Here is a 26,154-nt window from a genome sequence, read left to right as displayed (position 1 = left end):
GAACAGTGCAATCAGGTGGTAATTTTCAGCTGATCACATCAGTCAAAATACATAAAAAAGCGGCTGTACGACAAAATGTCGTACAGCCGCTCGAAGAAGACGTTTAACACATCTTAATATCCTGTGATAACTTACTTACCGGCACTAGCCTGCTGATTTCCAGAAACAGCAGGTGGATTAAAACTGTTTAGTAGTTTCCCCGTTTTTGCATCCCAGATTCGTAGGATGCCATCTTCACCGCCGGCAATGACAATCGCTTCATCCCGGCTGCCGGCCACGCTATACACGTAGTCGGTAGAACCACTCAGATTGCGGTAATTTTTCCCATTGGTCGTCAAGTGCATGCGAACCGTTTTATCCCCGCCACCACTGACAATGTTAGCTCCCAATCCGAGGAAGGAAATCGAGGTCACTTGTTTCGAATAACCGGAAATTGTGCGTTTCTGCTCGCCGGTTTCGATATTCCAGACCTTAATCACATTGTCGGCTCCCGCACTGACGATTGTGGATTCATCGGCTTTCCAGGCAACATCCAGCACGTGATGCGTGTGCCCTTCAAACGATTTGACAAATTTGCCGGTAGCTACATCAAAGATCTTCACGAACTTGTCAGCAGCACCAGTCAACAATGATTTTCCGGTCCGAGAGAACTTCAGTCCCAGTACAGTGTCACTATGGGCGTTCTCAAGCTTACGAACTACTTTTCCTGTCGCGACATCAAATAGAATCACTTCACCACTCCGCGAAGGATCGCCACCACCAACAGCCAACAGCTTTCCATCCGGACTGAAATCCAGACAAAGCGCCCGATTGGTAATTGGCGATCCGCCGACCTTCATAGGATCTTTGGTATCAGCGCCCAACTGGGCAATCAGTGACCAAACTGGCTGGAGGCTCTGAATTAAAATCGTCTTATCAGCACTGCCGGAAACGACGATCGTCTTAGATGTATATTCAACAGCAGAGACAGCAGCGGTATGACCGGCTAATGTATCCAGTTCTTTACCGGTCGTCGTATCCCATACACGGACCTGTTTACTGTCATCGCCGGTGACAACCTGTTTCCCATCTTCTGAGAAAGCTACCGCTTTGATGGGAGTTAAAACAGCGGCCTGCTTTTTGGCTTCCTCAAGAGCCGCGTCCAGTTTCTTAGCTGATGCATCCAATGCAGCTTTCTCTTTGGTACGCTCGGCTAGTTGCCCTTTGATTTTCGTCAGAGTTGTTTCTGCAACCTTAACGGAACGTTCTGAAGAGGTAATCTTCTTCTCTGCCGCAGTAGCCGCGTCGGCCAGTTTTTTCGCTTCGGCTTCAGCGTCAGCGACTTTCTTATCGATGGCTTTCGTATCAGGCTTGGAAGCAGCCAGCTTCGTGGCAGCTGTTACCGCAGCCGTCGCTTTTGCAACTGCCTGCTTTGCGGTCTGAATGGCCTGCGTTGCCTGTTTTTCATCCGTCGTTTTTTTCTGCTTTGCAGCACCCAGTTTTTTCTGTACTGCGTCAAAAGCGGTTTTTGCTTTTGCAATGGCGTCCTTCTTCTTTTGCTCAGCATCTTTATCTTTAGGATCCGGCTTGACCGCATTGGCATCATCCAATGCTTTCTTGGCCGCAGCTGCCTCTTTTTCAACGGCAGCAATCGCAGTCTGATTCTGCTGGTTGACTTGTTTCAACTTTGCATCAGCGTCAGTAACCGCTTTATCTGCAGCCGCCTTTTGTGCACTGGCTGCTTTAACAGCGTCTTCTCCCTTTTTCTTATGATCGGCCAGCAACTTCGCCTGTTCAGCCTTGGCTGCCTCCACTTTCTTAGTAGATTCGTCGGCCTTTTTCTTGGCTTCTGGCAATGCTTTTTTCGCTGCCGCTAGTTCTTCAGTTCTTTTTTTCAGTTCTGCTTCACGATCTTTTACATTTTTATCAGCTGCTTTGACAGCGGCATCTCCCAATGCCACTTTCTGCTTTTCAACGGTTTGTGCTTCGGTCGCCAGAATCAACTGACGCTCTTTTGCCAGATCGCCACGGAACTCTTTCAGCATTTTTCCGTCACTCAACTGCCAGATCTTTCCCGTCCCATTTACGGAGACCGAAACCAGATTTTTGGCATCGGGGCTGACATCAACATCTGTGACGGGAGCCCCATGATTGATTGACCGAATCTGTTTTTTGCCATTCAAATCCCAGACTCGTACAGTGCCGTCTTCACTGCCTGAGACCAATTGCGTGCCCGCAGGCATGACCAGTTTAACAGAGGAAACGGGTTTAGCATGCCCCTTTAACTCATACAGAGCGGCAGGAATTTCTGGTGCTTTTTCTCCAGCTTTGGGTGCGGGAATCGTCAGAGCCCATACATAAATAATATTGTTTGCAGCGCCCGCAATTACCTGTGCGCCATCCTTACTGACCGTCAATGCATTGATGACGGCCGGAGTTTTCATCGTGGAAATTTGCTTGCCATCGGCGGCATTCCAGACACGCAAACTTTGATCGGCAGAAGACGTAACCACTTTCGAACGATCCGGGGTAAAGGAAAGCCCTTTGATTTCACCAGCATGTCCTTTCAGATCGACCAACTTCTTTCCTTCCGGTAATTTCCAGAGAGAGGCAGAATTATCGGCTGTCGCAACAGCCAGAACACTACGGTCTGCATTCAGAGCCATGCTGGTGACCGCAGCTGGAAGATCGATTTTCTTAACGACATTCCCGAGAGACTTCTTCCATAGTTTAACAACCCGATAACCGCCTGAAGCAAGCAGGCTGCCATCTGAATTGAACGCCAGTGAATGTACAAAATCGCGATGTGCGGCTCCCTGTGGATAAAACGGTTTTCCGTCTTTTTGTAATTTTACCAGTGCAGGATCATTTAACGCAGCGACTTCGGTTCCAGAAGTCAGATCGTAAACAGCAATACGATTTGCACGTCCCACAGCCGCATAACGTGCCCACGGAGACAGTGCGGTCGCGTAAATGGAGTTCAAGCCGGGTGGCAGAGACTGCCAGGCAACACCTGCTTCAGCAGACTTCCCACTGGATTTGGCACCTTCAATAATCCACTGGCGCAGAATGCCAACCTGTTGAGGTGTTAACGCTTTGGCACCCACCTTATTCGGCAGCGGGGGCATAAAACTTTCTTCGACGCGGGCTGCGACATTGTAGAGATAGCTTTCGTCAGGTTTTCCAGGGACTACAGAAGCACCGCTGTCTCCACCTTTAATCAGATCTTTAACATTTTCCAGAACAAGCGAACCTTCTTTTTTGGCTACGTTATGGCAGGCAATGCAATTTGCATCCAAAATAGGAAATACATCTTTCTCAAAGCTGACAGGACGTCCCAACTCTACTTTCGCAGGTTTGATCGGTTTTTCTTCTGCTGCTGCAATACTTCCAGCAGCAAAAACTGCAGCTAACATCACACATAAATTAGCAAACCTGTTCCGCATAACGTGCCCCTCTGTTATCACTGTTGAAACAGTTGAAAAACTAACCAACTGCCATTGTACTAAATCTGAAAGCTTATCTTGAGTGCGTTTATCTTACTTGGTTACTTTTAGCTTGATTGGTGCATCGACCAAGGCTTCTCCCTGGAAGTCAGCTTTAGCCCGTACCACCATATTCGCCAGATCACCTTCAGTGGCGTCCGCAGCAGCCTTGATCGGAATGGTGACTTCGGTCTTATCTGCAGGAATTTGAACAGTCGTCGCGGTCACTCCCTTCACTCCAGGAGGAAGAGGCAACGTTAATTCGACAGGTCCTTTAAAATCATTGATCCGTTTTATTGTCGCTTTGACATCAATCGCCGCCCCTTTCTTCAATGCACCACCACCGGGAACATTCAAAGTCAGTGTGACTGGTGCCGGGTTGACGCGAATCACCAAAGGTGTTGAAGGAGCATATACCTTGACAGTCTTGGGAGCAGCCGCCTTTTCTGCAGCGGCCACTCTCTTATCAGCAGCTTTTTTCGCAGCATCGGCGGCTTTGACACTTGCCGTTGCCGCTTTGATTTCTGCTTCTGCTTTCGCCTGTTCTGCTTTCTTTTGCTCGGCTGTCTTGTCGGACGCTTTGGCAATCTCATCTCGTTTTTTCGTCACAGCAGTCAGAGCCGCTTGTGCATCAGTCAATTTCCTTGCTAATTCCGCTTGTTCTTTTTTGGCTTCGTCAACCTGACCGGGATTACGACGGTAAGAAACATCGACAGTTGATTGCAGGTAAGTCGTATACACGCCGGGCTTTGCATTGTTTTTCACAAAGACCTGAAATAGTTCGTCGTGTTTCCCTTTAGCGATCGTTTTATTCTGCGTTGTTATATTGCTGTTTTTGGGAACCCCGTTCCAGGCCAACGCTACGGCATTATCAAATCCGGTTCGTTTCACAATTTTAACGGGAACCAGAATCTGTCGTCCCTGGTTCACTTTCACTTCGGCGACATCTGCTACCACTTGATACGGGGCAACTTCATCAATGACCGATAAGCCCAGTGAACGTGCGATTCGAGACTCAGCACGAATATTATTTGCTACGGGTCGCAACACGGTCGCCGCACGAGCGACCCGCTCCATTTTTTGGGCATCCGATCCGGCAGCCTGACCGACAATTTCGATTTGGCCTGACCATTTTTTCGCTGTTTCATCGGCAGTAATTATCATCTCAGCAGTATTACTGCCGGAACCAATGCTGGCCGCTTTACAGGTGACGCCGGCCGGCAATCCTTTCACTGAAAGATCAATGGTTTGATTGAAGCCATCCCGCCTTAACGCCATCACGGAGATTTTGAAACTGTCCCCTTTTCGCAAAGCGATGGCAGCAGGAGCTCCACCAGTGTTGACGGCTTGCGGATGCAGAGGTAATGCCACCAGTCGATAATCGGGTTGAGGCTGTCGCAACACTGCCCGATACACCATGCGTGGATTACCGCGTGTTTCAAACTGAAGATCACGCAACGTCACTCGGTATTCTCCGTCAGCGGGAGCAGTAAACAGGTAGTAAGGATCATCGGATCGCGTATCGAATAACTTGCCGCCCAGATCTGGGAACACACTGGTTGCCCCCACATTGGCCAGGCGTTTGAATGTTTCTTTCCCCTCTTTGTCTTTGATCACCTGATCAACGACAATCACAGGATCCATCACAATGCCGTTTCGTTGTCCGAAAACTTCGATCGAATATTTCTCTTTGGCTTTGCCGGTAAAACGAAAGGTATCAACATCATTTTTCGCTTCAAACTGCCCGACAAACTCTCCAGGAATGCTTAACGTTTCTTCTTTTGTCTGTTCATCGCGAACAATTTTTCCGTCCGCAAAGAAAATCGTTACCGGATTTGAACTTCCAGCCGGTGATTCCCAGACATAGGAAAATCCGTCTGTACTCGCTTCATGTGGAAAGCCCTGCTCTCCCATTTCCAATGTGGTTGGTTTCGCAGGTAGTGCAATCGAAACCTGAACTTCCTGGAGAGGCTCATCGCCGATACTCCAGTCCGAGATTTTCCCACCCGGAAGGTTATAACCATACAGTGTGTAATTCGAAGTGGTCCCCGGTGCTCCTGAAGGTGGCATGATGAATTCAATGTGCGGTTTTTTATGCACACTTAACCGATAAATATGTTGTGCCCCACCCGAATAGGTCAGGTCGTATACTTTTACCTGATAAGTGCCATTTTGAGGCAGCGTCAGATTGATATAAGGATCGTTGCGAAAGGTATCGCGTTCGCTGGCAAGCCGTCGATTGTCAGGGCCATAGAGTTCAACGACAGCAACCATCGGAGAATCGATGCGAGCGGCTCGACAATCAATGGAGACTTTCTCTCCCTTTTTACCAGGGAACGAAAAATAATCTACATCGGTGGCCCCTTGCAGGCCTGCATTTACAACAGAGTCCATGGCCATCGGATTAACCTGGCCTGGCTTATTATTCGGTTCTGCTTCTGCCTTTTCGGGCAGGTCGCCTACCACGAACGAGCGTGGATTACTGAGTCCATACAGACCATGTGCTCTGACATCATACACGCCCGCGGGAACTTCTTTGCCAACGGTCACCAGAAAGGTATTGGCCACCGGTGTCTTTTTCCCGTTGCTTTCCTGTACTTTGGGAACGGCTTTGATTCCGGGATGGCTGAACCATAAAGAGTCGAGATTTTCCAGGTCTTTGCCGTTGGTCACGCGAACTTCCACAGTCTGACCTTTTTGACCTCCTGGAGGAGAAATTGCATACACGGTTGTTTGAGGCAACTGTGCCTGGAGGGACTGCATGTTCGTCAGACAGCACAAAGCTATTCCTGCTACAAGAAAACAAACAACCTTCGCAAATAAAAGACGTCGGTCAAAAAATCGCGTATGCATCATAATACTGCTACCAATTTTCTGGATGGAAGTTTCTGGGAGGAATTCAGGAGGGAGCCTGCAGGAGCTCCGGTACTTTATAAAAAAGAACCGGAGCCACAGACTATCTTAAGTTTATTGTAAAAAAGCTGACAACCATTGTCTAAACATAAAATAGCTGTCAGCTTGAATTTCAGAGACTTTTATCAGAATTCGAATTTAGTGGTTAAACAGGAATTCTTTGGTATTAATCAAAGCCCAGATAATGTCTTCGTAGGCAATCTGAGGTTTCTCTTTGTGCCGCTCAATGTAGGAAAGTGCAAATTTCATTTCCTGTTCCTGAGGTGCACGGGAGTAGACCCAGCGATACAGTTCTTTGACTTTTTCTTCGTTTGACCGCTTGGTATCTTTGGCAAGTATTGCCGCGCGGCTGCTGCCACCAGTAATCTTGTCCTGAACCTCTTTACTGTTCAGCAGATGTAGACTCTGAGCCAGGTTGGCACTCTGCGAACGTTCACACTCACAGGCGGTATCTGCCTGAGGCTGTCCGAATACTTTCAGAAAGTAAGGAGCCGAAGTCGCATCAGTAATCTGAATCGCTTTGGTTTCTGCAGGAAGCCCTGAGAACCGCTGCGTCGAATTCGTCACCTGATGGAAGACATCGTATAAAACTTCAGCCGTCAGTCGTTTGGGATAATAACGAGAAAAATTCTGTTTGTCTTTCAGGTTATATTCGTTCGGCAGCGAACTGAGCTGATAGGCATTTGATCGACAGATCGCACGAACCAGCTCTTTCAAATCAAAGCCGCTTTCAACAAAGTGCTTTGCCAGGCCATCCAGCAATTCGGGGTTCGCAGGAGGGTTGGTTGCCCGCATATCATCTTCGGGCTCCACAATCCCACGGCCAAAGAAGTGTTTCCAATACCGATTGACCAACGCTTTCGCAAAAAATGGATTGTCGGTACGAGACAACCATTGAACCAGTGCGACACGGGGATCACGTTCTGGACTGAGATCCAGAGGCTGCATTCCTAAAGCGGTTGGCTTGAGGTTTTCTCCTGAGCGAATATTTTTGGCCGTCGCCGCTCCTTCTTTATGGAAAATTCGCTTATCGCGGAAACCTCGTGTTCCAATGGATCCGGCAGTCGGATCTTTTGTTCCCACCCGGCTGAAGAAGGCTGCCAGACCATAGTAGTCATTCTGGCTCCATTTTTCGAAGGGGTGGTGGTGACAACGCGCACATTGAATACGCAATCCCAGAAATAGCTGCGCGGTATCTTCAACCTGCTCTTCAACAGTATTGACTTCACGATACCAGACCACAGCAGGGTTCTGTCGGAATTCACCGGAAGCAGAAAGAATCTCACCGACGAATTCGTTGTATGGTTTATTCTCGTAGAGACTGTTCCAGATCCATTGATAGAAGGCATTCGTACCAGCAATATCAACAGGCTGCAATTTTTTGTTCCGAAGAACCATATTCCATTTATTGGCAAAGTAATCTGCATATGCGGGGCTATCGATCAAACGATCAATCAGCTTATCCCGTTTGGCAGGATCTTTGTCGGCCAGGAATGCCTTGACTTCTTCTTCACTGGGTGTGGTTCCCGTGATGTCGATATAAACGCGTCGCATGAAAGTTGAATCATTGGCAACTGGTGAAGGTGGAATACCCAATACTTTCAGCTTATTGAAGACGGCTTCGTCAATCAAATTTTTCGATTCAGGTAACTTCGCAATCTCGATCCCCAGAGGAATCGTCGCACGGAATGTTGAGACCTGCCCCTGATAACGAGCCATGATGGCAACTTCACCAGACAGATTTAATGTTTTGACTAAACCGGTTTTATTGACTTCTGCCATTTCCGTATCGTTGGCTTCAAACAGAGCCATCCGCGTTACATCTTCGGTAGAACCATCGGAATAGGTGGCAATCACAGAAATCTGCTGTTCGGCCTCCTGTCCCATTGTACGGGTTGGAGGATAGCAGGAAATCGAAGCAACCGTGCGGTCTTTGTCACTTCCATAAGGCATTCCCTGTTCAATCCAGCGATAGAGTAGACGATACTCATACGAGTCAGGCTTAATCAATTTTCCACCACCGTGTGGCGTGACTCCCGTCCCCTTGGTTAACAACAGACTTTCAGCAGGCGATGTCGGAAACAGGCGGCGCCCCCGGCCTTCTTTGACCAGGAATTCAAAATCGTCTTCTGGATAAAAACCGAGCAAGGATAATTTAAACCCGTTCTGCCCACTGGCTTTTCCGTGACATCCACCACTGTTACAAGTCAACTTGGTAAAAATGGGAACGACCTGATTTTTGAAATTGATCGCATCCGGTGTCGCAATACCTTCAATTGTAACTGGAATGACGGCCGTCTTGCCATTCTTCGCAGTTACTGTCAACTGAGTCTGACCATCTTTGAAAGGCGTGATATAACCATCACTTGAAATGGAAGCAATATCCTGATTCGCAATCGTATATTTCACGTCCCGCGTCAGGTCCTGCAATTTGCCATTCTTTAAGACGCCGGTCACAACCACCTGCTGACGGGAGTCGGGACCTCTTAACAACAGCAGTTCTTTTTCACCTGGATTCGGGCCGATTTGAATTTCTTTAAAATCGACTTGGGGGGCAGTGGGTGCTGCCAGCGCACTTGTCGCAGCATTACCAGAAACAAGAAACAGTGTTAGCACTCCACATTGCATTAGGATCAGGGGTGTCCGAGAGCCTGTGATTCGGAAATCCATACATCAACTCCTGTGTAACTGGTTTCGTTTTTTACTTCAGGTCTGACTGCATGCTGTTTAATGCGATTACGAACAGACCTTTTCAAAGTAGCAAAATATTTGAAAACGCTTGTTATTAAATGGCTGGTTTGTAAGGGAAGATTTTTTAGGTAAGTTAACCAATCAGTATGTGACTGCCTGGTTGATTTTTGTGGAACAGTCGAAGTCCATTTATTAAATGAACTTTTCCTGATAGTTCAATGTATCAAAGTTTATTGAATTGTCAACGTTTTCGCCAGTCCGCCGAGAGAAAACTGCTATTTTGTCCACATTACACAAATGCGAATCGGACTCAACCAACCCGATACTCCATTGGTCTCAAGCTGAAATGACTGTCTAAAACCAGATAATTCCAAATTCCGGCACAATCATTAAAAAACGATTACCTCATTAATACAGCCCTTGATGCCATATTATTTGAAGGGAATCACACTGTTCTTCCAAAAACAAGATTTCTTTGATTGCCAGTGAAAGTCTCTTCTATAGAATAAAAGTTAGCACAGATTCTGCTTCAAGAGTTCCTTCCGAGGAATTTTTTGAAAATTCGCTTCATTACCTACTTCCCAAATGGCTTTAAAACATTCTCATGGCTGATCCTGCAAAGACCGAACTTCCTGTCTCCAACATCCAACATGTCTTCGAACGATTGAGGGCTGGCAAGCCTGTGATTGTGACAGACTCCAGCGAGCGGGAAAATGAAGGCGACTTTATTGTTGCCGCCGAAGCCATTACACCAGAGATAGTCCAGTTTCTGTTGCGGCATGGGAGTGGGGAATTATGCGTCTCCCTTCCGGATGAAGTCGCTGAGCGTCTGCAACTCAATCCAATTGTCGGCCCGGAAGAAAATACTGCCCCTAATCAAACCCAGTTTTTGATTCCCATAGATCACAAAGACAGTGGCAGCGGCGTAAGCGCTGAATGCCGTGCGATTACAATCCGTGCGTTAAGCGATGAAAACGCGCAAGCGTCCGACTTTGTCCGCCCGGGGCATATTCATCCCTTGCTGGCAAAACAGGGAGGCATCCTGCGTCGCGCCGGCCATACGGAAGCAACGGGCGACCTGCTGCATATGGCGGGCCTGAAGCCTGTGGGGGTGCTGATCGAAATCCTCAGCCAGGAAGGCTACGGAATGGCAGATGCTGAAGAACTGCAGGCCATTTCCAAGAAGTTTGACATTCCGATTATTTCCACAGCTGAAGTCATTCGCCATCGCTATATCAGCGAAAAACTGGTGCATCGCGAAGTGGAAGTTCCCATCAACACCAAAAACTACGGCACCGTTCAAGTCATTGGTTATTCGGTTGAACACGAAAGCCAGCAACCTGTGGCACTCGTCTGGGGAGATCTCTCTTCGGTCGAAGCCCCGCTGGTACGAATGCACTCGTCCTGTTTCACAGGCGACCTGCTTGATTCCCTGCGATGCGATTGTGGAGATCAGCTACACATGGCGATGACTGCCATCTACCAGGAACAAACAGGGGCTGTTGTTTATCTCCCACAGGAAGGAAGAGGGATCGGCCTGATTCCTAAATTGAAAGCATACGTCTTGCAGGATCAGGGATATGATACTGTCGAAGCCAATATCCAACTCGGCTTCAAAGCAGACAGCCGCGACTTCACTGTTGGAGTTCAGATCCTGAAAGACTTGGGACTGTCCAAAGTCCGCCTGCTGACCAACAATCCTAAAAAGACCGACTCCGATGTTTATACCGGCTTCGACCTGGAAGTAGTAGAACAAGTCCCCATCGTCGCGCCGCCGCATAAAGATCGCGAGTTCTACCTGCAGACCAAACGGGACAAAATGGGCCACATCCTGCCCACAACTCCCGCCGACTGATTTCAAAGTTTCTCAAACCGGTTCGCCGAAAGAAACTCGATCGGGTGCCTCGTATGCCCTTTGGTTGCCAGATCAGCGAGGATCTCACCAATGACCGAAGCAAATTTGAATCCGTGCCCGGAAAATCCCGCACCATACACAACCCCCTGATTCTGCGGGTGAGCATCAACGATAAAGTGTCCGTCAGGAGTGCGTGTATACATACACGCGGCATGCCGGACGGGGTCGGGTTTCAGCCCCGGCATCACTTCACTGATAAATCGGGACAGGGCCGGCACATCCGATTCCAATAATTCCCGGTTTAAAAGGCTTGGATCGGCCACCAGTTCACCGCCGGTATGCTCTGCCAGTTTGACTGTTACTCCATCCAGAGAGGGAAAGCCATAGAACTCTCCATAAGGCATATCAAAAAAGAAACCACCCTTCCCTCGATCCAGATTGTAAACCGGCTGTTTTACCGGGCTCCAGAACAAAACCTTTCGCACAACTTCCAGTGGTAGATTTAACGCCGACAGACAGGCACTGCTCCAAGCCCCCGCCGTCACAATTAGCTTGGATGCTGTAAAATGTTGTGCTTCCGTTTGAACTTCAATCACCTGGTCGCTAACCGTGACCGATTGAATCTTCTCATTGAAATAAACTTGTGCTCCCTGACGCTCTGCACATTCGATATGAGTTCGTACACAGTCTTCTACATGCAGAAAACCGGCCTCCGGCTCATACGTGGCTTCAAATCCGTCTGGAATGTGAAATCCGGGGAAGCGAGCTGTGGCTTCAGCAGCAGGCACCATCTCTACAACGACATCATATAACCGGGAAGCCAAATGCACGCCTTGAATGACTTCGCCTTCAGGAGGCCCTGCCACCATTAGGCCACAGGGATCGAAGAGTTCCTGTCCCGATTCCTGTTCCAGTTCACGCCATAATTCATAAGCACGCTGTAGTAAGGGAATATAATTAGGATGCTCAAAATATGCTTTGCGAATAATTCGGGTTTCGCCGTGTGAACTTCCCCGATCATGGGCGACTCCAAACTGTTCAATGCCCAGCACATTCAGTCCACGACTGGCGAGATGATATAAGGCGCTACTGCCCATTCCCCCCAGACCGAGAACCAGATAATCAACATGCACTGTCATGAAATAATCTCGTTCATTTTCTCTGCCAGACGATTCATTTTCGCGCCATCGAAACCTGCTATATAACTATATAAAGCGAGTTGATTATCGCCGGCGATGACCTCAGTCGTCAATGTCGTTTCGCATGTTACTAGACCCGGAACGGATTTCAGTTTTTCGAGAAAGCTGCTTTCGGAATTACACATGATAAAAAAATTACCGGGTGTTCTGAAAATGGCGGTCAACCTACCCCACATACACACTGACCACCAAATTTGAACACCCGGTAATTAATGACATCACAGAAAACCATCAAGGTAAGATCATTTTCTGTATTAAGATCTGCCATCACATCGCACGGCTTGCCACTTCACATTAACAACCCATACAAGCCCTGCTTGTTCTCGCAGAATCTGTTTTCGTCGCAGTTCTTCCTCACCGCACTGCGGGAAAGATCGAAATCTTCCCTGTTGTATTCGCCCAGTCTCAACCTGCCGAATTGAGAAATCCCCCCCTGGGCTCCAATAATTCGTCAGCAGCAGTTATTTGGAATCATTCGCATCTAACAAACCAGTCGAGCGGCCTCAACCACAGAAAGCGTACCCAGCGATGCCGAATCTGGCAGTCCATCACCGTCTCGATGTTCTTTCCGTCCCTTGATTACGGACTGACTTTCTTCCCCTTGCTCTTCATCAAACAATTCCCCTCTGACAACTCTGAGGTGGTCGGGAGCATCAATGCCGATTTTGATGGAACCTTTTCCGGTACGAATTACTTTCACCAGAATTTCATCGCCAATTCGAATTCCCTCAGCTAACTTCCGTGTCAAAACCAACATAATCGTCACTCCTTTTATCGTTAGATCCAATTTCAGATGCAGTATTTTGGTTTACCTTTGAGCAATTCTGCCTGTCCACAAGCCATTGCCCGGTCATATTGAATTAGTAATTGCGATTTGCGTGCCAATTCCATTTCTCCTAAATGAAATTTGTACTAAGCCATTACTATCATTCATCTTAAAAAACATACAATTCCTAAATCGTCTGAATCGCAGTGGATGCTTTTTCAAAAAACTGTCCCCAATAGTACAATTTTCAATCCCAGAGAATCATTTTGGGGACACATTTTTCAACTTTTCCAACGGCAGGAAACGATATCTGAGCGGCTTCGGTTGCAATATCAGGCAGGGCAAATATACTATTGGCTTCCTTGAATGGCCGAATCTTTCAAACTGCGGTCAATTTACGTCAATTGAAATCAGCATAAGCTGAGTTTTTCAGAACCCACTAGATAGTCAAAGAGTATACAAATGGGTCAGAAGTGTGATGCCTGTGGCAAGACTCCTGTAATTGGTAACCGAGTTCGCCAACGTGGTAAGTACAAATACCTGGGTGGTAACGGTCGACAGACAACCGGCGTTTCCAAACGCGTCTTCAAACCAAACCTGCAGAAAATTCGGGTTCAGGTCGGAGGCAGCGTACAAACACAACGTGTTTGCACCCAATGTATTCGATCCGGCAAAGTGACCAAAGCCGTCGCGAAAAAGCCGTTTACATTACCCTCAAATTAATACCGATTCCCGCTCTGAAGTAGATTGTCAATGAGTACTCAACTCTCTGAGCAAGACGTGCTGAAAGTTGCTTCACTCTCCCGCTTGAAACTTTCTGCAAAGGAAGTTGATGCGCTGGGGAGACAGATGGAATCCGTACTCAAATATATCGACATGCTGGACGAGCTGGATACCGAAGGCGTCGAACCCATGGCACATGCGATTGAGATTTCCAATGTCTTTCGCGAAGATCAGCTTAAAGAAAGTCTCCCACGAGAAAAAGCGCTAGCCAATGCTCCACAAACGGACGGGAGTTATTTCCTGGTACCCGCAATTCTCTAGTTGACCGGCGTCTTTACCATTGAGCACATAAAAGCAATAATCCAAGGCCCGGCTTGCTGACAAGTCGGGCTTTTAAACTTATATGGAGACTCGACATTCCATGTCTATCACGTCAGCCACCGCAAGCGAACTGCTCGCGAAAATGAACTCCGGTGAAATCAGTAGCGAAGAAATCACCACTGCCTGCCTAGATGAGATCTCCCGTCGCGATAGCAGTATCAATGCCTTTCTTTCCGTACAACAGGAAGCGGCCCTCGAAAAAGCGAGAGAAGTCGACCAGAAACGAAAAGCTGGCAAACCGCTGGGGAAACTGGCTGGCGTTCCTGTCGCCCTGAAAGACAATATCTGTGCCGAAGGTGTCGCTACCACCTGTGCCAGCAAAATGCTGGAAAATTTTGTTCCACCTTATGATGCCCACATCGTGGAGCAACTCAAAGCAGCTGACGCCATCCTGATTGGCAAGACCAACCTCGATGAATTTGCGATGGGCTCTTCGACAGAAAACTCGGCCTTCAAAACAACGACTAACCCCTGGAATACGGACTATGCCGCTGGTGGATCCAGCGGAGGCTCAGCTGCCGCCATCTCAGCCGGCTTTGCGCCACTGGCCTTAGGCAGTGATACAGGCGGATCGATTCGCCAGCCCGCCAGTTTTTGTGGTGTCGTCGGCCTGAAACCGACTTATGGCCGCGTTTCCCGATATGGTTTAGTGGCGTTTGCCAGTTCACTCGATCAAATCGGCCCATTCGCCCGCGATGTGACAGACGCTGCGTTAATCCTGGAAACCATCTCCGGGAAAGACCAACGTGACACGACGAGTCTGGATGCCCCTGTTCCGGAATTCACTGCGAACCTGGAGCAGCCTCTGGAAAACCTCAAAGTCGGCTATGTCAAACACCTGCATGAAGAAGGCCTACATCCCGATGTGAAAGCAGCCACAGAACAGGCACTCGACGTTTACAAATCGCTGGGCGCAGAGCTGGTTCCTATTGAGTTGCCGCACGCAAAATACTGCGTCGCCACCTACTACATTATTGCCCCTTCCGAAGCTTCCAGCAACCTGGCCCGCTATGACGGCGTGCACTACGGCCACCGTGCAGAGCAATTCGACAACATGATCGACATGTACGCAGCCAGTCGCGGCGAAGCATTCGGTGCGGAAGTCAAACGGCGTATCATGCTCGGTACTTATGCCCTTTCCTCTGGGTACTATGACGCCTATTACCTCAAAGCCTTGAAAGTTAGGCGACTGATTCGGAACGACTTCGAACAGGCGTTTCAAAACGTCGATATTATCGCCACACCAGTGACTCCCACACCTGCTTTTGCGATCGGTGAACTTGTGGACGATCCATTGGCAATGTACCTGGCTGACATATTCACGACCAGTGCCAATCTGTCAGGGATTCCGGGAATTTCGATTCCTGCAGGCATGAGCGAAAACAACCTCCCCATCGGCCTGCAGCTATTGGCACCGCCACTGGAAGAAGAACGGCTCTTACGTGCCGCACGCATGTTTGAACGCGAAACCGAATGGCACTTGAAACGCCCGGAATAAAAACCGGGGGATTCTCAACAATATCAAACAGACAGTAATCTTAGACATTGAAATAAAGGGTAGCGTGACATAATGGACTATACGGTCATCATCGGTCTCGAAGTCCACGTGCAGTTACAGACCAAAACGAAGCTCTTCTGTGGTTGTTCAACGAAATTCAACCCGGACCATCCGAACACACAGACCTGCCCGGTCTGCCTCGGCCTGCCCGGTGCGTTGCCGGTGCTTAACCGGGAAGCATTTCACTTGGGAATGAAAACGGGACTGGCGATCAACTGTGAAATCCCTGCGTTTACCAAATGGGACCGCAAGCAGTACTACTATCCCGATCTGCCGAAGGCCTATCAAATCAGCCAGTACGATCTCCCCATGAGCCAGAACGGCTGGCTGGAAATAGAAATCGATCCCGAAACCCGCGAAAAGAAGAAAATCGGGATCATCCGTGCTCACTTGGAAGAAGACGCCGGTAAAAACAGCCACGATGAATCGGGCCGTGGACAGGACAGCAAAGTTGACCTGAACCGCTGCGGAACACCCTTGGTCGAAATCGTGTCTGAACCCGACCTGCGATCAGCCCAGGAAGCCCGCACCTACCTGGAAGAACTGAAACTCTTACTGACCTACATCGATGTTTCCGATTGTAACATGCAGGAAGGCAGCCTGCGGTGTGATGCGAACGTGAACCTGCATGTGCCTCAGGAAAATGGCAACACCACACCGACGCCGATTGTAGAAATCAAAAACCTCAACAGTTTTCGCGGCGTAGAACAAGCCATCGAATATGAAGTTGAGCGACAATGGAAAGAATGGCAGAAAACCGGACTGAGCCTGAAAGACGTTCCTAAAGAGACCCGTGGCTGGGATGCTGACCGTGGGATTACCTTGGAACAACGCGGCAAGGAAGACGCCGCTGACTATCGCTATTTCCCCGACCCGGATCTGGCTCCTGTCATAGTGACCGATGCAGAACGTGAGCGTGTCACGAACGAACTTTGTGAACTACCCGCTCAGCGCAGAGCCCGGTTTGAAGAGAGCTATCAGCTGTCTGCTTATGACGCTGCTGTGATTATTGACCAGGGGCTGACAGTCGCTGACTATTTCGAGACAGTGACCAAAGGCTGTGGCAATGGTAAGCAGGCCGCAAACTGGGTCACTCAGGATGTGCTCCGTGAACTGAATGAACGTGGGTTGGCTATTTCAGAATTCCCCATTCAGCCGAAAGTGCTCGCGGCACTACTACAAAAAGTGAATGCCGAAGAAATCACGATTAAAAGTGGACGGACTGTATTTCAGGAACTGTTGAACTATTCCGACGGGATTCCCGGAGTAGAACAGATCCAGAGCATCATTGAGGACAAAGGACTGGCTTTGGTTTCCGATACCGGCAAGCTCGACTCGATCGTTCAGACAGTTGTTGAGAAAAACGAGAAAGCCGTCGCTGATTTTCAAAGCGGTAAGCAGGCTGCAGTGGGAGCTTTGATCGGGCAGGTGATGCGTGAGATCAAAGGAGCTGATCCGAAAGTCGTCCGTGAACTGTTAATCAAAAAAATGAGCTAACTGAATTGCAAGCTTACTGACATCGCTTCTGCAAAGAGTCTGCGACTCAACAGACGTAAAAAAAGGGCATCGAAATGCCCCACTTCAGAATCTCGAATTCTGCTAAAAAATCCCGAGTTCGTCGCGTGCATCTTCGGTCATTAATTCAGGCGACCAGGGAGGCGTCATCGTTAACTGGATACTGGCCTCGTCGACATCATCTAACCGTTCCAACGCCATTTTTGCCTGCGTAATAATCTGCGGACCGGCCGGACAGGCGGGGCTGGTTAACGTCATCGAGACCGTTACCTTCGCACTGTCTTCTTCCGTTCGTTGAACTTCATAGACCAATCCTAAATCAACAATATTAATATTTAATTCCGGGTCAATCACCTGCTTCAACGCATCAATCAGCGCTTCTTCGCCGCCGACACCCTTCAAAGCAGAGAACACGGGCAACTGCCCGTCACGCCCATTCTCCCCAGAATCATTATTCAATTCATCTGACATATTCTTGTCTCCCGATCTATTTGATGACGCCCATAATCAACAAAAAATAACTAAATAAATCACAAAAACTATTCACTTGAATATCAAAAATATATTTTATCTATTTCACCGCAGGCCGTGCAAAGATATTCCTGCCTCGGATTTCAATTTCAAATGTTTTAATCGGCTTCGTAGCCGGCATGCAAAGTGCTTTTCCCGTCACTAAATCAAACCGTGCACCATGACGAGGACACTTAATTGCCCCATCTTCAATACAGCCATTAGTCAAAGGCTGACCATCATGTGTGCATATATCCTCTATCGCCAGATACTGATCGTTAATTCGAATCAGCAGTGCAGGAGTATCGTCAATAAATACTTCCAGGCGATCGGCAGTGCCAAATTCATCTATGGCTGCAATTTCTTCGAAGTCAGGCATGTCTGTCTATCTTTATTGTCTTCAGACGGTCAAAAGTTACCGACCAAATCCTAACTTTTTAATGATTGCCTGATTCAGCGTCTCGCGGACGACTTCAACGGGAATTCTATCGAAGACGGTCTGGAAAAACCCTTCTACAATTATGTGCATCGCTTCATATTCGGACATGCCCCGTGACATGCAATAGAAGATTTGCTCTTCATCAACGCGACCTGCTGTCGCTCCGTGGGTACAACGCACATCATCGGCTTCAATTTCCAACCCCGGTATCGCGTCTGCACGACAGGTAGGAGAAAGCATCAGGGAATCATTTCGCTGATACCCGTTTGTCTGCTGACCTTCTGGTTCGACCCGAATCATTCCCCGCCAGATCGCACGTGCGTGATCTCGCAAGACTTGTTTATAAAGCAGATCAGATCGGGTCTCGGCAGCATTGTGCCCCTGCTGAGTATAAAACGAATGAACTTGTTGATCAGTTGAGAATGTCACACCGTTGACTTCTGCCTCTGCGCCACGCCCGTCCAGTACAACGTCTTGATGTATGTGAGCCAACTTGGCACCGATCCCACCAACGGTCCATTGCAGGAATCCGTTATTCTCAACGCGCCCCGCCTGATGTCCGATATGCCAGACTTTGTGATTCCAGTTCTGTAACTGGACATAACGCAACCGGGCATCTTTGGCCAAAATCAATTCGACAGCCCCGACATGCAGCCCCAGATTCTCTTCCGTAGTCGAAGCGGTTTCTTCCAACAAAGTCGCAGAAGCTCCTTCTTCGAGAATCACCAGGGTATGACTGAAGTCGGCTGCTTTCTCTGACTGAAGCGTAATCAGACTATGTAACGGAGCCTCGACCACGGTATTGCGTGGAACATACAAAACCGTGCCCCCCGTCCAAAATGCCGCATGCCATGCGGAAAATCGATCTGTTTTACTATCGACGGCTTTGGTCATGAAATACTTCTGAATTAGCCCACTATGTTCTCGCACAACAACAGCCAAGTCACCAAAGATGACTCCCTTCGCTGCCAGTTCTTCTGCTAGATCGTGTGAAGCCAGTTGTCCGTCGACATGAGTGACATGTCCGGCAAATTCAGCCCGCCCCTTCAACAGGGTCTCTGCAGTTCTACTGTTGGCAGTTGCCTGGGAAACTTCAGAACCGGTACTGAGCTGAAAACGATCGGGACGCAGAGCTCGTAAATCAACGCGACGCCACTCTTCCGGATCCAGCTCCGTTTCTAAAAGTTCACGATAGTGCTGAAAGGCCTGTCGACGTGACTGGGTTACCCAGTCGGGCTCATCACGTGTTGCCAGAAACGCTTCAAACGCGGCTTCACCAAAACCAGCAGGAATCACAGCAGATGTATTAACCGAGGGAGTACTCATACTATTATCTATAATGCCTTCAGTATGTTTGCGTGTAGTAAGTTTGGTCTGTTTGAAGGGGCTGCCTTCACCTGTTATGTCTGTTGTTCAATTCCATTGGATCACAGTAATAAAACGACTGCTTTACCCAATGGAACCTTCCATCTGCAATTCAATCAGCCGATTCATTTCGACCGCGTATTCCATCGGTAACTCTTTCACCAGTGGCTCGATGAAACCAGTCACAATCATCGAAGAGGCTTCCGCTTCGGTCAGACCGCGACTCATTAAGTAAAAGAGCTGCTCTTCGCCGATTTTGGAAACACTGGCTTCGTGCTCAATGGCAACGTCATCTTCTTCAATTTCAATATACGGATAAGTATCGCTACGACTTTCCGGGTCCAAAAGCAGAGCATCACAGACAACGTTGGACTTACAACCATGGGCTCCCGGATCTACTTTTGCCAGACCACGATAACTCGATCGACCACCATCTTTAGAGATACTTTTGGAGATAATACGACTCGATGTATTCGGAGCACAATGGACCATTTTAGCCCCGGCATCCTGATGCTGTCCTTTGCCGGCAAAGGCAATCGACAGCGTTTCGCCACGAGCCCCCTCGCCCATCAGAAAGATTGCCGGATACTTCATTGTCAACTTCGACCCCAGATTCCCATCAACCCACTCCATGAGTGAGTCTTCATAGGCAAAGGCCCGCTTGGTGACAAGGTTATAAACGTTATTCGACCAGTTCTGAATCGTGGTATATCGGAACCGTCCACCCTTTTTCACAATGATCTCGACCACGGCCGAGTGCAGACTGTTGGAACTGTAAGTCGGCGCCGTACAACCTTCGACATAATGGCAGGATGCTCCTTCATCGACGATCACCAGTGTCCGCTCGAACTGCCCCATGTTTTCCGAGTTAATTCGGAAGTAGGCCTGTAACGGAAACTCGATATGAACGCCGGGAGGAACATACACAAACGAACCACCCGACCAGACAGCGGAATTCAACGCAGCAAACTTGTTATCATCCGGAGGGATGATCTTGCCAAAGTATTCCTTGAACAGTTCAGGATGATCTCTTAAGGCAGAATCGGTATCGGTGAAAATCACCCCCTGCTTTGCCAGATCTTCCTGCAAACTTCCGTAAACCACCTCTGATTCATACTGAGCCTTCACCCCCGAAAGGAACTTTTTTTCTGCCTCTGGAATCCCCAGTCGATCGTACGTTTTACGAATATCATCGGGAACATCTTCCCAGCTGCGTTCCTGCCCCTCTGAGGCACGCACAAAATAATGGATATCCTGATAATTAATTTCGTTCAGATTACCGCCCCATTGTGGCGTCGGTTTTGATTCGAAAATCTCGAAAGACTTCAAACGAAAATCCCGCATCCAGGCAGGCTCATTTTTCATTTCCGAAATTTGAGCAACGACTGCGGCATTTAAGCCTTTCTGACCGGTAAACACATACTTGTCTGTGGGATCATGAAATCCATATTGATATTCTCCAATATCAACATTCTCATTTTCAGAATTGGTATCCAATCTGGTTGACATTTCAATTTCTCCCACTCTGTATTTCAAAATGCGCCCCAACAACAGGATGCACTTTTTTAATTGACTGTAAGTTTCTTAAGTAAAGAACCGACTGTTTTTTCTGAAACTATGAATGCAGCAGTCTCATACAAAACTAAACCTATACCGCTTCAACAACTTCTTCTGCTGCCGCTTCAGGATGACGCTCACGTATGCTGGAATAACCGTGTTCATGAAGTTCTGCAGCCAGACTGGCGTCGCCGGTCTCAACAATTCGGCCTGCCAACATGACGTGGGTAAACTGAGGTTGATTGAATTCCAACAACCGTTCGTGGTGCGTAATGATCAACACGCCCATTTCCGGACCTGACAACCTGCTCAAACCTTCGCTGACCACTTTGACGGCATCGCTGTCCAGTCCACTATCTGTTTCGTCGAGGATGGCAAATTTAGGCTGCAACATGGCCAGCTGAAGAATCTCCATCCGTTTCTTCTCACCACCAGAGAAGCCATCGTTCAAATAACGGCGGGCCATCTCCGGATCCATGCCCAGTTCGTTCATTCGCTCTCGGAGCTCTTTCCGAAACTCACGCATCGGAATCAACTTCTCGCCTTCTTTCCGATCAGGATTTCGAACATTCGACATCGCATGGCGCAGAAAATCAGCTACTTTGACACCAGGAATCACAACAGGATACTGGAATGCCAGAAACAGCCCCAGCCGAGCTCGCTCGTTTGGATCCAGTTCCGAAATGTCGGTTCCGTCGATCTCAACTTTCCCTTTGGTAATTTCATAACTCGGATGCCCGGCTAAGGCGTAGGCCAGTGTACTTTTTCCAGAACCGTTGGGCCCCATCAACGCATGGATCTCACCCTGATTAATTTCCAAGTTGACACCTTTTAAGATCGGTGTGCCACTGACTGATACATGTAGATCGGAAATTTTCAACAAACTCATTTTTCGTATTTCATCCTGTCATCCGGTTTTCTGAACGAATTCAGAAACATCAATTAAATTTACGGTATCTTCTCAGTTAAGTTGTCTCTGCCTGAAACTCACAACAATGATGACCATCCAGACAGCACTCTGCCAAATTCATCTTGGTCCCCAAAACCCGTTCGAACACACGTTGCTCCAGTTCACAGATGGAAGCATCGCCACTGGCGATATCGTGATAGGGACAGTTATGTTCGCGTAAGATCGGTAGAGGGCCTGAATTGTCCAGTTCCACAACAAACCCACGTTCTTCCAAAGCTTCTTTCAGTTGCTCCATGCGTCCGTTTAAAGAAGGTGCATCCACATTGCGGCCATACTGCTGCACCAGAGCAGTCTGGATTCGGGCTGCCAGACGACAACGAAGTTCCTCATTATCAATCCCTTTGAGCTCTTCCCAGAGGATGTTGGCCAGTTCGGCATAATTATCCCCCAGCAACCGCATCCCTAAAGGAGTCACGGAATACGTATAATGCGGACGCCCTCGCCCTTCCTTGACTTGTGTTCGTGCGATCAAATCCAGCCCCTGCAAACGGACCAGACGTTGACGAACTGCTGTAGCCGTCACGCCTTCCTGTTCACATATCTCGTTTATCGTTGCTGACTTAAGACGATTGAGCCCCAGCAAAAAACTGCGATCATGATCATCGATTGAAACACGCATAGATTGTTTTCTACTTGGTGAAAAAGGGTCTGTATCTGACGTTAGCAGCAACCTGATAGATCAAGCGCTACGACAATCTGCGTAATAGTCCTTATACCAGCATCCTAGGCATACCTGTCATTTTTGACAACCAATATTGTCAAAAAGAAACAATTGAGATCCAGTTTCAAAACCAGCGAACTTTTCATCGCTTTTTCAAGAATCACCTTGGAACGTAAACCTTTATTTGATAGTCTCATACAACAATTATGATAACAAATGATGATGATGCGCTCTCAGGGGTAATTACAATCCCCCCTGACTCACTCCCGTTAACCAACCCGATAAATCACAATTTCAGTAAATGCCTGTAACACACTGCGTTTTTTTCCGCTTTAGAGATTATCTGACTCACCAAAAGCTCGAACTCTGATTTGATGCTTTATCTCTGGCAACTGTTACTTGCGAATGGGAATCCAATTTTATGAATCTCGACCGGCAATACAGCCCCCTCTCTTTGGTAGTTCGTTCGGGACTGGTCACAGTTCTGATGCTCCTGCTTCTTAATTTAAGTAACATGACAGTGAATGCATCACAGGCACCTGCCTCGGCACCAGAAACAGCTAAGGAAGCCCCACCAAAAAACCAAGCCCCAGATCAAAAAACTACAAAGGAACCAGAGGCTGGTGGTTTTGCACAGATCGAGCAAAATATTGATGCAGTCTTTGGGCTATTCAACGGAGCGGTCGCCAGTGTGTTCTTTTTTCCTGTCCCTTTAACAGCCGATCAATTTCGCGCTGGAGATGGAATCCCCTTAGCAGTGCTCTGGCTAGTGATCGGCGCGACTTATTTCACATTCCGCATGAACTTTATAAATCTCCGTGCGTTCAAGCATTCCCTTTTGCTTGTACTGGGAAAATATGACGACCCGGAAGATGAAGGGGAAGTCACCCACTTCCAGGCATTAACGGCTGCCCTCTCTGCGACAGTCGGACTGGGCAACATTGCTGGCGTGGCCATTGCAATCGCCACAGGTGGTCCTGGAGCCATGTTCTGGATGATGCTGGCGGGAGTGTTGGGCATGACGTCGAAATTTGCCGAATGCACCCTTGCCCAAATTTACCGTCGTATCAACCCGGACGGACGTGTAATGGGTGGCCCCATGTGCTATCTCTCAGATGGCTTAAAAGAACAGTTTCCTGGAAACCCCTTTATGAATGGTCTAGGTAAAGTCCTCGCAGTTTTGTTCGCCGTCTTGTGTATCGGAGGCTCCCTGGCCGGCGGAAACGCATTCCAGGTCAAGCAATCATTGGGTGCCGTGGCAGAGACGGTTCCAATCTTAAGTGAATACAGCTGGGCCTATGGATTAATCATGGCGTTTTTCGTAGGCATCGTTATCATCGGTGGCATCCGTAGCATCGCACGCACGACTGAGAAAGTCGTGCCATTCATGTGTGGTGTCTATGTCCTGGCATGCCTGGCAATTATTATTATCAACATCGGTAAAGTCCCCGCATCGTTTCAGGCAATTATTGACGGCGCGTTCGCTCCTGATGCAATGTACGGAGGAATCATTGGTGTACTGATTCTTGGCTTCAAGCGAGCCGCCTTTTCGAACGAAGCCGGCGTGGGCTCGGCAGCCATCGCTCACTCAGCTGCCAAAACACAATATCCGGTTCGGGAAGGGATTGTCGCTTCGCTGGGACCATTTGTTGATACAATCGTAATCTGCACCATGACCGCACTCGTGATGATTATTACCGGTGCCTACAATGACCCTCAATACACGCATCTGATTGACAGCAATAATGGCGCTGCCCTGACATCAGAAGCGATGGACTCACAAATCCCCTACTTCCAATATGTCCTTTCGGTCTCGGTTATCTTATTTGCTTACTCGACTATGATCTCCTGGTCTTATTACGGAGAACGCTGCTGGGCCTTTCTGTTTGGCGATAGCAAGAAAGCCTCGATGTCTTACCGCATTCTATTCCTGGTCTTTGTAGTACTGGGTTCGATTGTCTCTGCAACGAATGTACTGGACTTTGGAGATTTAATGATTCTGGGTATGGCGTTCCCCAACATCCTGGGAGTATTACTGCTTTCAAACCGGGTCAAAAGGGAACTGGACATCTATTGGAATCGATATAAGTTGGGAGAATTTGAGAACCAGACCAGCTCATCGTAGTTGCATAAAATTACCAATGTTGGCTGACATCAAAATTTCGTACAATTCACAATGACGGCTGTTACTTGCCCCCTAACATAAGAAAGCAAACACCATGGGCTACTTCACAGGAAAAAAGATCCTTGTCCCTGTTGATTTCTCTGAGAGCTCACTCGAAGCCATCAAGAAAGCCATTCAAATTTCAGAAGCTCCAGCAAACGTGACCGTCGTGCATGTCATGGTGCCGCTGGATCTGGTTTCACCGGGTGTTCTGTTTGGAGGGCTGACCGATGAAAAACGCACAGAGCATGTCAAAAAATATGCCAAAGAAGAATTTGAAAAATATCAGATTGAAGGCGTCGGTTTCAAAACGCTGGTTGGCGACCCCGGGATCAAAATTGCCGACTTTGCAAAAGATAATGGCATCGATCTAATCGTGATCCCATCACATGGCTATACAGGAATCACCAGACTGGCGCTGGGTTCTGTTGCAGAACGTGTTCTCAGACATGCTCCCTGCCCGACCCTCGTTTTGCGTCAGCCAAAAAGCTGAGTTGAGAAAACACAGAAACGAGTCCACGACAATAAAATTCCAACCTAGGTTTTATCGGGCTTCTGTTGCGCGACAGGTTCCTTCTGTTCGACAGCCGGCTCCGGAGACAAAATTTCCACCAGTAGATTTCGAAAGTGAATTTCAGAGCCTTCGCTCTGAAGGGCGATTGCGCCTTTACTCGGATCACAGCCGGTAACTTCACCAAGCTTGACCCCATTAATCATCACAGAAATATTCCCCTGCTGGCACGTTAACACGCATTTATGCCACTTCCCGACTGGTAAATCCAAAGGCTTTGTCGGCGAGAGTTTATTTGCAGACTTGGCACCACTCCCTGGCGTCGGAAATACATAGCCAGCTTCCGGTCGATGCAACTGAACCTGAAATGCCTTAGGCCAGACTTTGTCGGGTTCAGCTGTAAACAGCAGGATTCCGCTGTTGGCATTCGGGTCGTTGGGATACATCCACTCCATACTAAACCGAAAATTTTCATATGACTTTTGCGTACGAATATAGCCGTAAGGTTTTCCGGAACAAATCAAAATGCTGGGCAGGTCCTTGCCACCGCCGACAACCTTCCAAGTCACATTTCGGTTTGCTTCTTTCTCTTCTTCGCTGAAATATTTCCAATGATCCCAGAAGTTTCCGCCGTTCAATAATTTTTCCGGACCGGGCAATGGTCGAGAAGAGGGAGCAGGTTTCTCTACTTTTTCACCCGTATCTTGTTTTGGCGGAGCCTTTGCGTCCTGCGCCATTAATGTGGCTGTCCCCAACACAAAGTAGGTAATTCCCCCCATCAGAAGCAGCGAAGAAAACCGGTTTCGCATATGCTTTTGCTTTGAACAGACAGACGCCTGCCTCCACTTATCCCAAAATCGATGATGAAAATTCAGCACGCTATTGTTTGCCCGAGATTGACTGTTAAAAGAA

At 48.3% G+C, this 26,154-nt stretch carries 19 protein-coding genes; 7 read left to right on the top strand and 12 right to left on the bottom strand.

The window, feature by feature from the left end:
- Positions 1 to 131 precede the first annotated feature (131 nt).
- The 3 genes from Enr17x_RS06045 to Enr17x_RS06035 form a co-directional block, all read right to left on the bottom strand.
- Entirely contained in the window at positions 132 to 3,425 is a 3,294-nt protein-coding gene (locus Enr17x_RS06045; protein WP_145306843.1) for a c-type cytochrome domain-containing protein, read from the bottom strand.
- Positions 3,426 to 3,518: 93 nt separating this feature from the next.
- Positions 3,519 to 6,245, bottom strand: a complete 2,727-nt coding sequence (locus tag Enr17x_RS06040; RefSeq protein ID WP_198000990.1) for a pre-peptidase C-terminal domain-containing protein — start codon at positions 6,243 to 6,245, stop codon at positions 3,519 to 3,521.
- 270 nt (positions 6,246 to 6,515) lie between these two features.
- The gene (locus Enr17x_RS06035) at positions 6,516 to 9,047 is read right to left on the bottom strand and encodes a DUF1549 domain-containing protein (RefSeq protein ID WP_232100965.1); all 2,532 of its coding nucleotides are present in this window, start codon (positions 9,045 to 9,047) and stop codon (positions 6,516 to 6,518) included.
- Between the two features lie 625 nt (positions 9,048 to 9,672).
- Between Enr17x_RS06035 and ribA the strand changes: the two genes are divergently transcribed.
- Entirely contained in the window at positions 9,673 to 10,923 is a 1,251-nt protein-coding gene (gene ribA / locus Enr17x_RS06030; RefSeq protein WP_198000989.1) for a GTP cyclohydrolase II, read from the top strand.
- Positions 10,924 to 10,925: 2 nt separating this feature from the next.
- Here the strand turns inward: ribA and solA are convergent, their stop codons facing one another.
- Positions 10,926 to 12,062: an N-methyl-L-tryptophan oxidase gene (solA, locus tag Enr17x_RS06025; protein WP_145306839.1), complete on the bottom strand. Its 1,137-nt coding sequence runs from the start codon at positions 12,060 to 12,062 to the stop codon at positions 10,926 to 10,928.
- Positions 12,063 to 12,603: 541 nt separating this feature from the next.
- Positions 12,604 to 12,879: a carbon storage regulator gene (locus tag Enr17x_RS06020; protein WP_145306837.1), complete on the bottom strand. Its 276-nt coding sequence runs from the start codon at positions 12,877 to 12,879 to the stop codon at positions 12,604 to 12,606.
- A 471-nt stretch (positions 12,880 to 13,350) separates the two neighbouring features.
- On the opposite strand from Enr17x_RS06020, the gene rpmB reads away from it, so the two are divergent.
- From rpmB to gatB, 4 genes are all read left to right on the top strand, one after another.
- Positions 13,351 to 13,611 carry a 50S ribosomal protein L28 gene (gene rpmB, locus Enr17x_RS06015; RefSeq protein WP_145212473.1) on the top strand — a complete coding sequence of 87 codons (261 nt, stop codon included), beginning with the start codon at positions 13,351 to 13,353 and terminating at the stop codon, positions 13,609 to 13,611.
- 30 nt (positions 13,612 to 13,641) lie between these two features.
- The gene (gene gatC / locus Enr17x_RS06010; protein ID WP_145306835.1) at positions 13,642 to 13,932 is read left to right on the top strand and encodes an Asp-tRNA(Asn)/Glu-tRNA(Gln) amidotransferase subunit GatC; all 291 of its coding nucleotides are present in this window, start codon (positions 13,642 to 13,644) and stop codon (positions 13,930 to 13,932) included.
- A 100-nt stretch (positions 13,933 to 14,032) separates the two neighbouring features.
- A complete protein-coding gene (gene gatA / locus Enr17x_RS06005) occupies positions 14,033 to 15,490 on the top strand; it encodes an Asp-tRNA(Asn)/Glu-tRNA(Gln) amidotransferase subunit GatA (RefSeq protein ID WP_145306833.1) in 1,458 nt (485 codons plus the stop codon).
- A gap of 72 nt (positions 15,491 to 15,562) precedes the next feature.
- Positions 15,563 to 17,047 (top strand): Asp-tRNA(Asn)/Glu-tRNA(Gln) amidotransferase subunit GatB, encoded by a 1,485-nt coding sequence (gatB, locus tag Enr17x_RS06000; protein ID WP_145306831.1) that lies wholly within the window; start codon positions 15,563 to 15,565, stop codon positions 17,045 to 17,047.
- A gap of 102 nt (positions 17,048 to 17,149) precedes the next feature.
- Here the strand turns inward: gatB and Enr17x_RS05995 are convergent, their stop codons facing one another.
- From Enr17x_RS05995 to Enr17x_RS05970, 6 genes are all read right to left on the bottom strand, one after another.
- Complete coding sequence (locus tag Enr17x_RS05995) at positions 17,150 to 17,536, bottom strand: metal-sulfur cluster assembly factor (protein WP_145306829.1); 387 nt, start codon at positions 17,534 to 17,536, stop codon at positions 17,150 to 17,152.
- 100 nt (positions 17,537 to 17,636) lie between these two features.
- Positions 17,637 to 17,954, bottom strand: a complete 318-nt coding sequence (locus tag Enr17x_RS05990; RefSeq protein ID WP_145306826.1) for a non-heme iron oxygenase ferredoxin subunit — start codon at positions 17,952 to 17,954, stop codon at positions 17,637 to 17,639.
- A gap of 36 nt (positions 17,955 to 17,990) precedes the next feature.
- Positions 17,991 to 19,340, bottom strand: a complete 1,350-nt coding sequence (sufD, locus tag Enr17x_RS05985; RefSeq protein WP_145306824.1) for a Fe-S cluster assembly protein SufD — start codon at positions 19,338 to 19,340, stop codon at positions 17,991 to 17,993.
- 123 nt (positions 19,341 to 19,463) lie between these two features.
- Positions 19,464 to 20,888 (bottom strand): Fe-S cluster assembly protein SufB, encoded by a 1,425-nt coding sequence (gene sufB / locus Enr17x_RS05980; RefSeq protein ID WP_145306822.1) that lies wholly within the window; start codon positions 20,886 to 20,888, stop codon positions 19,464 to 19,466.
- A 139-nt stretch (positions 20,889 to 21,027) separates the two neighbouring features.
- Positions 21,028 to 21,825, bottom strand: a complete 798-nt coding sequence (gene sufC / locus Enr17x_RS05975) for a Fe-S cluster assembly ATPase SufC (protein ID WP_145306820.1) — start codon at positions 21,823 to 21,825, stop codon at positions 21,028 to 21,030.
- 76 nt (positions 21,826 to 21,901) lie between these two features.
- Positions 21,902 to 22,525, bottom strand: coding sequence for a helix-turn-helix transcriptional regulator (locus tag Enr17x_RS05970; protein ID WP_145212447.1), 624 nt, complete (start codon positions 22,523 to 22,525; stop codon positions 21,902 to 21,904).
- A 463-nt stretch (positions 22,526 to 22,988) separates the two neighbouring features.
- Here Enr17x_RS05970 and Enr17x_RS05965 point away from each other — a divergent pair, with 463 nt between their 5' ends.
- Positions 22,989 to 24,692 carry an alanine/glycine:cation symporter family protein gene (locus tag Enr17x_RS05965; RefSeq protein WP_232100964.1) on the top strand — a complete coding sequence of 568 codons (1,704 nt, stop codon included), beginning with the start codon at positions 22,989 to 22,991 and terminating at the stop codon, positions 24,690 to 24,692.
- Between the two features lie 94 nt (positions 24,693 to 24,786).
- Positions 24,787 to 25,224, top strand: coding sequence for a universal stress protein (locus tag Enr17x_RS05960; RefSeq protein ID WP_145306819.1), 438 nt, complete (start codon positions 24,787 to 24,789; stop codon positions 25,222 to 25,224).
- A 44-nt stretch (positions 25,225 to 25,268) separates the two neighbouring features.
- Here Enr17x_RS05960 and Enr17x_RS05955 read toward each other — a convergent pair whose 3' ends face one another.
- On the bottom strand, positions 25,269 to 26,051 hold the full coding sequence (locus tag Enr17x_RS05955; protein WP_145306818.1) for a 3-keto-disaccharide hydrolase: 783 nt from the start codon (positions 26,049 to 26,051) through the stop codon (positions 25,269 to 25,271).
- Between the last annotated feature and the right edge of the window lie 103 nt (positions 26,052 to 26,154).

Origin of the sequence: Gimesia fumaroli, from assembly GCF_007754425.1 — a bacterium.
Lineage (GTDB): Bacteria > Planctomycetota > Planctomycetia > Planctomycetales > Planctomycetaceae > Gimesia > Gimesia fumaroli.
Note: the sequence above shows the minus strand (reverse complement) of the source record. Positions and strands in the feature narration are given on the sequence as shown.

Coding starts and splice junctions, on each gene's coding strand:
- gatA (WP_145306833.1), top strand. CDS start 14,033: ATGTCTATCACGTCAGCCACCGCAAGCGAACTGCTCGCGAAAATGAAC.
- sufD (WP_145306824.1), bottom strand. CDS start 19,340: ATGAGTACTCCCTCGGTTAATACATCTGCTGTGATTCCTGCTGGTTTT.
- rpmB (WP_145212473.1), top strand. CDS start 13,351: ATGGGTCAGAAGTGTGATGCCTGTGGCAAGACTCCTGTAATTGGTAAC.
- Enr17x_RS05970 (WP_145212447.1), bottom strand. CDS start 22,525: ATGCGTGTTTCAATCGATGATCATGATCGCAGTTTTTTGCTGGGGCTC.
- Enr17x_RS05955 (WP_145306818.1), bottom strand. CDS start 26,051: ATGCGAAACCGGTTTTCTTCGCTGCTTCTGATGGGGGGAATTACCTAC.
- Enr17x_RS05960 (WP_145306819.1), top strand. CDS start 24,787: ATGGGCTACTTCACAGGAAAAAAGATCCTTGTCCCTGTTGATTTCTCT.
- ribA (WP_198000989.1), top strand. CDS start 9,673: ATGGCTGATCCTGCAAAGACCGAACTTCCTGTCTCCAACATCCAACAT.
- Enr17x_RS06045 (WP_145306843.1), bottom strand. CDS start 3,425: ATGCGGAACAGGTTTGCTAATTTATGTGTGATGTTAGCTGCAGTTTTT.
- Enr17x_RS05990 (WP_145306826.1), bottom strand. CDS start 17,954: ATGCCTGACTTCGAAGAAATTGCAGCCATAGATGAATTTGGCACTGCC.
- Enr17x_RS06035 (WP_232100965.1), bottom strand. CDS start 9,047: ATGGATTTCCGAATCACAGGCTCTCGGACACCCCTGATCCTAATGCAA.
- gatC (WP_145306835.1), top strand. CDS start 13,642: ATGAGTACTCAACTCTCTGAGCAAGACGTGCTGAAAGTTGCTTCACTC.
- Enr17x_RS06020 (WP_145306837.1), bottom strand. CDS start 12,879: ATGTTGGTTTTGACACGGAAGTTAGCTGAGGGAATTCGAATTGGCGAT.
- sufB (WP_145306822.1), bottom strand. CDS start 20,888: ATGTCAACCAGATTGGATACCAATTCTGAAAATGAGAATGTTGATATT.
- Enr17x_RS05965 (WP_232100964.1), top strand. CDS start 22,989: ATGAATCTCGACCGGCAATACAGCCCCCTCTCTTTGGTAGTTCGTTCG.
- sufC (WP_145306820.1), bottom strand. CDS start 21,825: ATGAGTTTGTTGAAAATTTCCGATCTACATGTATCAGTCAGTGGCACA.
- gatB (WP_145306831.1), top strand. CDS start 15,563: ATGGACTATACGGTCATCATCGGTCTCGAAGTCCACGTGCAGTTACAG.
- solA (WP_145306839.1), bottom strand. CDS start 12,062: ATGACAGTGCATGTTGATTATCTGGTTCTCGGTCTGGGGGGAATGGGC.
- Enr17x_RS05995 (WP_145306829.1), bottom strand. CDS start 17,536: ATGTCAGATGAATTGAATAATGATTCTGGGGAGAATGGGCGTGACGGG.